General features: G+C 41.6%; 5 protein-coding genes. All 5 read left to right on the top strand.

The annotated features are described in order from the left end of the window. Positions 1 to 2,153, top strand: a 2,153-nt coding sequence (locus ABYB02_RS12345) for a TonB-dependent receptor (protein ID WP_372762747.1), incomplete at its 5' end; no start/stop codon positions are given. A gap of 101 nt (positions 2,154 to 2,254) precedes the next feature. Further along, positions 2,255 to 3,322: a saccharopine dehydrogenase gene (locus ABYB02_RS12340; protein WP_372762746.1), complete on the top strand. Its 1,068-nt coding sequence runs from the start codon at positions 2,255 to 2,257 to the stop codon at positions 3,320 to 3,322. Positions 3,323 to 3,333: 11 nt separating this feature from the next. Then, positions 3,334 to 4,494, top strand: a complete 1,161-nt coding sequence (locus ABYB02_RS12335; protein ID WP_372762745.1) for a saccharopine dehydrogenase family protein — start codon at positions 3,334 to 3,336, stop codon at positions 4,492 to 4,494. A 271-nt stretch (positions 4,495 to 4,765) separates the two neighbouring features. Next, the gene (nhaC, locus tag ABYB02_RS12330) at positions 4,766 to 6,250 is read left to right on the top strand and encodes a Na+/H+ antiporter NhaC (protein ID WP_372762744.1); all 1,485 of its coding nucleotides are present in this window, start codon (positions 4,766 to 4,768) and stop codon (positions 6,248 to 6,250) included. A 33-nt stretch (positions 6,251 to 6,283) separates the two neighbouring features. Next, positions 6,284 to 7,614, top strand: a 1,331-nt coding sequence (locus tag ABYB02_RS12325; protein ID WP_372762743.1) for a tryptophan halogenase family protein, incomplete at its 3' end; no start/stop codon positions are given.

Below are 7,614 nucleotides of genomic sequence, written 5' to 3'. Positions count from 1 at the left end.
CAGACTCTCATAACCCAACATTCTCTGGGTTAATTAGTGATACTTTCGATGATGGCAAGTTTGGTGTTTTAGCCTCGCTTGCTTACAGCGACAAAGACAGTCGTAGTGACGTCGCACAAACAGCGGGTTATATACCAGAGACCTTAGACTCATTAACCAGTGGCGAGGTATTAGAAGATGTCTTTATGCCACGCAACTATGATCAAATCGTAAAAACTGAAAACCGTGAGCGTACCAGTGGCAGCTTAGTATTACAATATCGTCCGCATGATGAGCTGCTGTTTACCACTGACGCTTTATATTCAAAATACGATGTGAGCTATCGTGAGGATATTCTTGCTCACTGGTTCGAATCGGGCAATATTGTTGATGCCACCTTAGATGAAAATCGTACTGTAGTGCAATTAGCGACCGGTAATAATAGCGCAACTGATTATTTAAATCGCTTATCTTATCGCCCTACCACCACCAAAGCGCTTGGCGTGAATATGGATTGGCAGTTAAATGATGAAGTTAATATTAGTGCTGATGTCTCATATTCTAATGCTAAATCTGAAGGTGGTAATGGTACAACGGATACTGTAGCTGGCTTTTTTAATAGCTACACTTTTGATGCCACGCAAGGTGGTGCCGTCCCTGTTTTAGGTTTTGAAGAAAACTTGAGTAAAGATATTTTAGGTGCAAACTGGGCCAGTATCTTTGGTGATGATATAGAAGATGAAATAGTTGAAGCACGCCTAGATACTGAATGGATGATCGATGCGGGTTCACTGTCAAAAGTGAATTTTGGCGCTTCACATTCAAGCCGCACTCTATCCACTATGCCAACGAATACAGACCGAACTGTACGTAATGGTTGGGGCGGCTATGTGGTAAAACTTCCTGCAAGCTTGTTCAGTGACTTTAACGCAGACGGCTTTTTATCTGCCGTTGACGGCAACCCAGTAGACCAATGGTTAAGCTTCGATTCTTATGAATATATGGCCTATTTAGAAAGTGAGCAAGGTTATACGCAGCTTGATGCTGAGTCTGCTGAGCGCATGAAACAGGCAATGGCAAACAATGGCGGGCATACCGCACAAAACGTTTTGTCTGACTCATATGAAATTAAAGAAGTCCTAAGCGCAATTTATGTTGATGCTTATTTTGAAGGTGAATTTAATTATCTCCCTTGGCAGGTTGTTGCTGGTGTTCGTTATGTGCAAACAGATACTAAGTCATCAGGTTACGGTAATGAGCTGCTAGATATCACAGGTCCAGATGCGCTAGGTAAATATGTCCCTATTATGTCTGACGATTTAACGCGTATCAGCGCCGATGGTGATTATAGTAATGTTTTACCAAGCATTAATGCCAATATTGAACTTATTGAAAATGTTATTGTACGGACAGCTTGGTCAAAGAGCATAACGCGTCCAACATTAACTGAGCTGTCTCCAGCGACTACTTATAATGAAGGTAAAATCGACAGCTTATCAGCCTCAGGTGGTAACCCTAACCTTAAACCTTACGAGTCTGACAACTTTGATTTAAGTCTTGAGTGGTATTTTGATGAAGCCAGTTATGCGGCGATCTCTTATTACACTAAAGATATCGATAACTTTATTGATGGTGGACAATCTCAAGAAAGTGTAACGGTTCCAAACGGTGAATTCGATGTAAAAGTTAGCCGCCCAATGAATCTAAACTCAACGACAGTCGACGGAGTTGAACTTGCTTTACAGCATAGATTTACCTACTTACCTGCGCCATTCGATGGTTTAGGCATGATGGCAAATATGACCTTTGTTGATAGTGAATCAAGTGCCGACACTGCGGAAAACCCATTACCATTACCAGGTTTGGGAGATTCGCAAAATGCGGTGTTATTTTATGAAAAAGACGCCATTCAATTCCGTGTAGCTTACAACAACCGCTCTGAGTTTATGCAAGTAACCTCTAACTGGGCTGGTGGTGCGCCAATTTATGTTGAAGACTATTACCAAGTTGATATTAGTGGCAGTTACGACATCAATGAATCGTTTACGGTGTTCTTTGAAGGTATTAACGTGACCAATGAAGTAACCAATAAACGTGGTTTATATACAAATCATGCTTTATATACCATTGAAACTGGCCCTCGCTACTCAATTGGTGTTCGTGGTTCATTCTAATCCCCAAGCAACAAAGGGATTTGTTGATTTATTAAGATACTAGCTAGTTTTATTAATCTAGCTAGTGTCCTTTTTTCATCCAATTACTGAACACTAATATTATGAACAAAGTACATATTTGGCTGAGAGCCGAAACCAAACCTCATGAGCAACGTACTGCACTGTCGCCAAAAGGTGCAAAAAAATTAATTGCGGCGGGCTTTAAAGTAACCGTTGAATGTTCACCTCAAAATATCTTTACTCAAGAGCAATATCAAGACGTTAATGCCGAAATAGTCGAGCAGGGCAGTTGGGTGGATGCTCCCAAAGACGCGACTATTTTAGGTTTGAAAGAATTACCCGAAGATGATTTTCCGCTGATCCACCAACATATTTATTTTGCCCATGCTTATAAAGAGCAAGCAGGCTGGCAAGACTTATTATTACGCTTTAAGCGCGGTGGCGGTGAGCTATTCGATTTAGAATATTTGGTTGATGAGCAACAAAGAAGAATTGCCGCTTTTGGTTACTGGGCGGGCTTTGCTGGCGCGGCTTTGTCTGTGTTGGCGTGGGCAAATCAACAGCAAAATATTAATCCACCACTGGCTAATATTTCATCTTATCAAGACAAAGAGCAACTGCTTGGCGACCTTAAACAGGCGATAAGGCAAATTGATACTAAACCGCAATTGTTGGTTATCGGTGCTAAAGGGCGCAGTGGCAGTGGTGCGGTAGACTTAGCGAAATCCCTGTCACTTGATGTTATCGAATGGGACTTAGCCGAAACCAAAAAAGGCGGACCGTTTGTAGAAATCACTCAAGCTGATGTTTTTGTTAACTGCGTACTGATTAATCGAGATTTACCGCCGTTTGTCACTAAAGAATTACTGGATCAACCAACACGGAAATTGTCGGTGATTGTTGATGTTAGTTGTGATCCCTACGGTAGCTACAATCCCTTACCTATTTATCAGCAATGCACAACGTTCGAAACGCCTTGTTTACGCATTGATGACACTAATGTGCTTGACCTTATTGCTATCGACCATCTGCCGTCGTTATTACCTAAAGAAAGCAGTGAGGATTACGGCGAGCAGTTAGTAAAACATTTATTAACGCTTACTGATAAATCTCAGGGGGTTTGGCCTGCAGCATTAGACTTATTTAAACGTAAAATAACCGAAATTTAAACAGGAAATATATGACTCATACTATACATTGGCTAGGCGCTGGATTATCGTCAGCACCTGGTATTATTGAATTAGCAAAAAAAAACACGCCTATTATTGTGTGGAATCGTAGCTTAGCGAAAGCACAGCAAGTACTGAAAAATAGTGATGTTGAGGTTGATGTCCGTCAATTAGATTGGGATGCATTAACTGCGAGTGTAAAACCCGGTGATGTACTGGTGTCAATGTTACCAGCTACTATGCACTTAACTGTGGCAGAATTCTGTTTACAACACCAAGCCCACTTTGTTTCTAGCAGCTATATTGCACCGGAAATGGCAGCGTTAGACGCCAAAGTAAAAGCGGCCAATTTATGCTTTGTTAATGAGGTAGGTTTAGATCCTGGTATCGATCATTTATTTGCTCATTTGTTGGTTGATAGCTACCAAACTAGCGAACAATATTCACCAGACAATCAGCATTATTTTCGCTCTTATTGTGGCGGCTTTCCAAAAGAGGCTAATGACTTTAAATATAAATTTAGCTGGTCACCATTAGGGGTTTTAAAGGCGTTGCGTTCAAAAGCACAGTGGCAACAAGACGGCCAAGTAAAAACCTCTAATGCTCCTTGGGAAGCGTTAAGTGAATATCAAGCGCAGTTATTTGATCATCATGAAACATTCCAAGCCTATCCAAATAGGGACTCAATCCCCTTCATCAAACAATATAATTTTAAAGATGATTGGGATGTTCGGGAATTCGTCCGTGGCACATTACGCTTAAATGGTTGGTCAACAGCATGGCAGTCATTATTTGACGAGATAGCTACGCTCTCTGGGAGTGAGGGCGAGCAACGCTTGCAGGAAATCAGTCAAGAGCTTGAGCAAAAATATGGATATGATGAAGGTGAAGCGGATCGCGTAGTCATGTGTGTAGAGTTAGAAGTTCGACGTGACGGCAAAGTGGTTTGGCACCAAAGTTACCAGCTAGATAGTCACGGCAACGAGCAAGGACCAGCCATGGCGCGATTAGTGTCGTACCCAGTTAGTTTAGCAATAGAGTCTGTGCTTAATGAGCAAATACCAACGGGAGTCAGTGCGGCGCCAGAAAATGTCAAACAAATCGATCAATGGTTATCAAAGTTAACGACTTTAGGCGAGTCAATTGGTCACCATGATTATTTGACAAAGTAAAATTAAACGGCGATTGAATGCTTGACCTGCAAGTGATGCAATCGCCGTTAGTTAGCTAACAGAAACATAGATTAAAGCTAATTATGCTGTTCTTTAATTGATAATAAAGCATCAATGTTTCTACAAAAACCGGGAGTGACTGAATAAATAGTTTAAGAATTATGTCGATTTTCCATAAAACAACTACTAATAAAAAAGCAGCGCCCAGTTACACTGAAATACACATGTTTACGTACTTTTAGTCTGGCCGCTAAAAATTAAAGGGATAAGCATGATAGAAAAAAAACAAAAACCGGCGTTATTTGACGCATTATTCCCCATAGTCATTTTACTTTTCTTACTCTTTCTTGCGGTGTATTTTTTTGGCGATGACTCATCTTCAGGGCCTAACCAAATAGCCTTGATGCTATGCGCAGGCATCGCGTGCCTGATTGGTTTAAAAAATGGCTACAAGCGCGATGAAATTGAAATCGGTATTACCAAAGGTATTAGTTTAACGTTAGGCGCCATTCTAATTTTATTAGCGGTTGGCTCGCTTATTGGTACTTGGTTACTGGCGGGTACCGTACCGACAATGATTTATTTTGGTTTACAAATTCTCGAGCCACAATACTTTTATGTCAGTTGCTGTGTTGTTTGTGCATTGGTTGCGTTATGTATTGGCAGTAGCTGGACTGTAGCGGCAACGATAGGTGTCGCATTAATGGGGGTTTCTTCGGGTATTGATGCCTCCGGCCCGATGACGGCGGGCGCTATTATCAGTGGTGCTTACTTTGGCGATAAACTTTCGCCATTGTCTGATACGACTAACCTAGCCTCTGCCATTGCTGGAACAGAACTTTTTGTTCACATTAAAAACATGATGTGGAGCACAGTGCCCTGCTTTGCTATTACTCTCATCATATTCTTTTGTTTTGGTATAAATAGTACAGATCAGGTCCCTAATAGCCAAATAGAACAGCTATTAGTCAGCCTAGAAAATGAGTTTTTTATTGCGTGGTATTTACTACTGCCTTTGTTTATTACTTTATTTTTAGCAGTGAAAAAAATGCCAGCATTTCCGGCCATTGGTATAGGTGCAATTGCAGGTGCCGTATGGGCAGTGTTATTTCAACAAGAGCTTATTTTATCTTACGCTAATGATGGTTTATCAACACTTGAAGCGAATACCATGGTGGTATGGCAAGTGATGTTTTCTGGCGTTGCACTAGATACAGGCAATAAGGCGATTGATAATTTATTAAGTGGTGGTGGTATGGGGTCAATGCTAAATACTATTTGGCTAATAATCTCGGCGATGACGTTCGGTTCTATAATGGAAAAAGTGGGGTTGTTAAGACGTGTGGTAGAAAGCTTAATGAGCGTGACGAACAGCGTTGCCTCGTTAATTTCTACTACGATAGTGACGGCTTTTGGCACTAACTGTATAGCCGCAGATCAATATATTGCTATTGTCATGCCGGGTAGAATGTTTAAAGAAGAATATAAGCGCCGCCAATTAGCGCCGGAAAATTTATCGCGAGCGTTAGAAGATGGCGGCACGGTCACTGCGCCGCTTATTCCGTGGAATACCTGCGGTGCTTATATGCAGTCGGTATTATTGATCAACCCTTTAGAATATGCGGTCTTTTGTTTCTTTAATTGGCTATCACCGATTATTGGTATCGCTTTCGCTATTACCGGCTTTAAAGTAAAAGCCTTAGTGGTAAAAACACTCGATAAAGGTGTTAAATTAAGTCCAGCAGCAATAAAGTAAAGCTAATCAGCAATATAATAATAAGAGTAAATTATGGCTAAAACATTAAAACATGTGGTAATTGTTGGCGGTGGCAGCGCTGGCTGGATAGCCGCGGGCAGTATTGCCGCGATGCACAATACACAATCAGGACAGGGACTAAAAGTGACGTTAATTGAGTCACCTGATGTTAAAAGTATTGGTGTTGGTGAGGGTACTTGGCCGACCATGCGTACCACATTACAAAAAATGGGTATTTCTGAAACCGACTTTATTCGCGAATGTGATGTTAGCTTTAAACAAGGGGCAAAGTTTGCCAAATGGGTCACGGGCGCCGACGATGACTTTTATTATCACCCGTTAGTGCTACCACAAGGTTACTTTGATATTGATTTGTTTAAATATTGGCAAAAAGATAAGCAGGGTATGTCATTTTCAGAGGCGGTGTGCTTTCAGGAACAACTGTGTGAAAAGGGCTTAGCGCCGAAATTAATCACCTCACCCGAATACGCCGCCGTGGCTAATTATGCTTATCATTTAAATGCCGGTAAATTTGCCGAGTTTTTAAAAACGCATTGTATAAACACGCTGGGTGTTGATTATATTCAAGATCATGTTTGTCAGATCAACAGCATTGACTCTGGCGATATTGCCAGTTTAAGCACAAAGCACCATGGTGCTATTGCGGGCGACTTGTTTGTTGATTGTACCGGTTTTTCCGCCTTGTTGATTGGTGAACACTATCAAGTACCATTAATTAGTAAAAAAGATATTTTATTTATTGATACTGCACTAGCAGCGCAAGTGCCTTATGAAGCAGGCGATGATGCCATTGCCTCACACACCATTTCGACCGCACAAGAGGCGGGGTGGATATGGGATATAGGGTTACCGTCGCGCCGCGGTGTTGGTCATGTTTATTCCAGCCGGCATACCACGCAAGCCGAGGCGGAAAAAGCGCTACGCTGTTATTTAAAGGACTCTATTGGTGATAAAAGCGACAGTATCGCTTTGCGAAAAATTGATATCAACCCAGGTATTCGAGAAAAATTCTGGGTTAATAATTGTGTGGCGGTAGGCATTTCTGCCGGTTTTTTAGAGCCGCTAGAAGCGTCAGCGCTGGTGATGATCGAACTGGCCGTTGCCACGATTGCCGAACAAATGCCAGCAAATCGTGAATGCATGGATATAGTGGCAAAAAGCTTTAATGAGCGCTTTAACTATAACTGGGATCGCATCATTGATTTCCTTAAATTACATTATATTGCCAGTAAGCGCGAAGACTCGGCATTTTGGCGTGATAACCGTGATCCCGCCACGATTCCTGACAGCTTAAAGTCATTAATGACCTTATGGCAGCATCGCTCGCCGTCAGAATATGACTT

Source organism: Pseudoalteromonas sp. (assembly GCF_041613455.1).
Lineage (GTDB): Bacteria > Pseudomonadota > Gammaproteobacteria > Enterobacterales > Alteromonadaceae > Pseudoalteromonas.
This window is presented reverse-complemented; position numbering and strand designations above follow the sequence as displayed.